Genomic DNA, 3,545 nt, shown 5'->3' with positions numbered 1-3,545 from the left:
AGGCGGGACGGTGCGGGCGGCCCAGGCGGATGTTCATCGCGGCGGTCACGGGCCAGCGCTGGAAGTCCTGCGTGAGGTGCCGACCACGCAGACGAGATCATCGTGAGCAACGCCGATTTCAACAAGCTCCCGTTCCCTGGATTCGACTCGCTCCACCAAATAGCGCCAAGAGTATGCGCCGGACGAGTCGACGATGGCCAGGTCTTCCGGGAAGCTGCGTATGCTCTCCCATGGCGACCACACGAACGGATTCATGAAATTTCCTTCAGCGATCGAAGGAGGGTTTCCACCTCGGTGTCCGATTACATGTCTGGATTCCAGGTGAGCACGACGCTCGCGGATGTGCCGTAATCCTTGACCTGTAGTCGCGCCGGACGAGTCGACAGGTGACGTGGGGTGAACCACGATCGTTCTACCTCTAGGCCTAATGGCTGTGCCAGCTCGCCAGTCGGCTCACTGTGTACATAGTTGAAATCGGCGAAATTCTCGCGTGTCACCTGATGCTCGTCTGCCAGGTTTCGCAGCAGTGCACTGTCGACAGCTTTGTGGCGCATCGTTTCCATGATTCGATCTGCGACAGCCCGACGGTTCGCACCGTGCGGAGATCGGTCGATCACGACCGGTCGTTGCACCGAGAACATCCCGGCCACGTCGCGATATCGCGACGTGTGATGCTCGAAATGCATATCCACGGCGACCCGATCGAGTGTGCCCGTGCGTCCCTGACCGAGGAAGTCGGCGTAGCAGCTCAGCGCAGCGGCCGGTCTGTCCATTCTGTTCCGGCCATCCACCGATGCGCTTACGGCGGTATGGAGCCGTACACCCACGCTCCGGTGCTCCACTCCAACTCGAGGAGCGACCGTGGAGTTCGCCAGTTCTCGCATCGTTTCGGACCAGTAAGCTGCGGCGCTCGCCGAAGCTGCGCTGCTTTGGCGCTGGGCCTCGATAGCCGAGCGTAGCCGGGGCTCGCGTGTCGCCGGTGCGGCATCGACCGCGGCGTACGCGCGAAACAGCTCTGTTTCCATGCGGCTGACGCTTCGGGCATTGACGACCGAATGTTGAAAGGTGAGTAGCAGTAGATAAACACCCGCGTCGTTGCGAATGAGGTGAAAACGATAAGGAGGACCTGACCAAATGTTCCAGGAGATCGCATCGGTGCGCAGTAGTAATGTGCTGTACCGCATCATTTCCGATACGGAGGCACTACCCACATCACGCGCGATTATGTTCGGCTCCGAGACTCTGTCCATGACGCGTTGACGGACCGATTCGCCGTCACGCTCGAATTTGACCCGCAATGTCTCATTGGAGTCGACGAGCACGGTGAGAGCTCGAATCATCGCCTCGGGATCTACGTTGCCGCGGAGAAGATAACGGATGCTTATCGGCATGCTGAGATCCGCGACGGCGGTGTGCAAGAATATGACCTCGGCCTGACCAGGCGTGATATCGAACGGCTCCGAGGTGCCGCCATGTTCGTTGGTATTCATCCGGCCTGCCTCAGATGGTGGGTTCGTCGCAGTCGGACGATTTCTCGCCGACGGGAAGCGCCACGTACTTGGCACCGCCGTCCTGATACTTGCGAACCAGATTCGACGGTTGAATACTGCGCAGGATTCCGGCCTCTCTCGCGGCGGTGAAGTGAGCCTCCAGGTGAGCGAAGGCAAGCTGCATACCCAGGCAGAAATGCCTGCCGTGACCGAAGGCGATTTTCGAGTACCTGGATGATGACGCAGTGTCGCCTGAGATACGACACCCGTGCACTTCGCGCGCCGCAGAGCCGATGACCAGTGCTATTCGGTCCCCCGGTTCGATGCCGGGATCCAGTTCGGGTATGCGGTCGAGTGCGTAGCGCGGAGCGTAGTGGAACGGCGCATCGTAGAGCAGGCCTAGCTCGACCCAATCCCGGTCGCTTCGATCGGCCTCGGGATCGGAGCGGTAGTGCAGTGCAGCGGTAACCAGACCTGAGATCAGTGGTTCTACTGTACCGGTGACCAATTGGGTGAACATGGCGTACGCGGTTTCACATCTTTCCGTATTGGATGCGAATTCAGACAACGCGGCGACGAGCGGGGAGGGATCAGCAGCTCGCATCGCGTCTTCGGCAAATGCTCTGATCCGTAGAGCCGCGGCATACGCGATCTCCACAACCTGGTCGTTCCGGTCGTCCGACATCAGATATTCCATTATGTCGTCGGACGCGGCGGCCAGGTATTCCGCCCTCTCGTATGCTATTCCGAAAGTAAAGGACAATGTTGATATTGCTGCCGGACGTGCTATTCCAGCGATGAAATCGGCTGGATCCGTGTCGTAGCAGAGCCGCGCTGCTTGCTGCTCGATTCGAGGCGTGATCTCGGCGATCGCGGCGATCGCGAAAACCGGGGCGAGGGCGCGCTTGAGCGAACCCGCCATCGGATCATCGGTGAAAACGGGCCAGCTACTGATGAGCTTCTGGAGCCTACCCCGCGTATCGTCGCGCGCGCTGTCATGGTCTAGGTGACCTATCCGGGAATCCATCAGGAGGTCTTGGACATCATGCGCGCGACAGACATACCATGCCTCCATCGTCCCATTCCAAACAATACGTCCGTCTCGACGGTATTGGGCGAAGACCTCATGTTGCTGTGATACGAATTCGGACGGACCGAAGTGCTTCGTGGCAGCCGAATGTCGCACACTTTGATCCACTGGATATGGCCTTTGTTCGTGGGATTTCCGACTATTCGCGATCGACAGTAAGTGTGGTCATGTCGGTGTCGCAATGAACCTGAGGCCGAATCAGATCGACGTAGCTGGTGGGCGCATAGATTTTACTGTCCGGTCCGGACATGCCCGTACTGCCGATGTCGGGCCCTCCGGCTGGCGTGATATCGGCGGCAGGATGGGGAAAACGATGGCGGGGGCGTCGATCTCGCGCGTGGACCGGTCGCCGTCTGACGCGGCTCGGGCTTGATTTCGCGGATCAGTGTGACACCTCGTCGACCTCACACAACACGCGGTATCAATCGCGTAGGGTCGTGCACCTCGGACACGGCGCTGGAGTTCGATGGCTCGCGGTGGTCGCAACGCTGACCGGGATGGACTCGGTGGCGGCGCAGGCGGAACCGAGCAACGGTGTTGCCCTCGACACCTATCCGAACTTCTGGAAGTCGGTGAACGCCGACTCTAGCTTGTTCAGGTTGGGTTCCGCGTCATCGACGAAGACGTTGAAGTCACGGGTAGCGGGTGCAGGCCCGGGCGCGAGTAGCGGTCGACTGATCTAAGCCGGACCCCGGACATGACAAAACCGCCACTCGCCCAGCCGAGTAGCGGTTTCGTCAGCGGATCGGGAGCCGGCTAGACGCCGATTCGTCCGCCGTTCTTCTTCCAGACGACCGCTACGGCGGGACGCGGCTGGGAGGTGCCGCCGTCGGGCCAGTGGGACTGCGGGTTGTCGGGGGTGGCGTCGTCGGCCTCGCCGGGGTGCTGGACCGACACGATGACGTGGGATTCGGTGACGATCGGACCGCAGGTCTCAGCGCCCTTGGGCACGGTGAGGAACCGCT

General features: G+C 60.6%; 3 protein-coding genes. All 3 read right to left on the bottom strand.

Annotated features, from left to right (window positions below; all coding sequences use genetic code 11):
- Positions 1-302: 302 nt before the first annotated feature.
- Positions 303-1,490: a condensation domain-containing protein gene (locus ACFWF3_RS28620; protein ID WP_379316605.1), complete on the bottom strand. Its 1,188-nt coding sequence runs from the start codon at positions 1,488-1,490 to the stop codon at positions 303-305.
- A gap of 10 nt (positions 1,491-1,500) precedes the next feature.
- Positions 1,501-2,565: a hypothetical protein gene (locus tag ACFWF3_RS28615; RefSeq protein ID WP_379316603.1), complete on the bottom strand. Its 1,065-nt coding sequence runs from the start codon at positions 2,563-2,565 to the stop codon at positions 1,501-1,503.
- Positions 2,566-3,336: 771 nt separating this feature from the next.
- Positions 3,337-3,545, bottom strand: a 209-nt coding sequence (locus ACFWF3_RS28610; protein WP_379316601.1) for a hypothetical protein, incomplete at its 5' end; no start/stop codon positions are given.

Source organism: Nocardia sp. NPDC060220, from assembly GCF_042727815.1.
GTDB lineage: Bacteria > Actinomycetota > Actinomycetes > Mycobacteriales > Mycobacteriaceae > Nocardia.
Note: the sequence above shows the minus strand (reverse complement) of the source record. Positions and strands in the feature narration are given on the sequence as shown.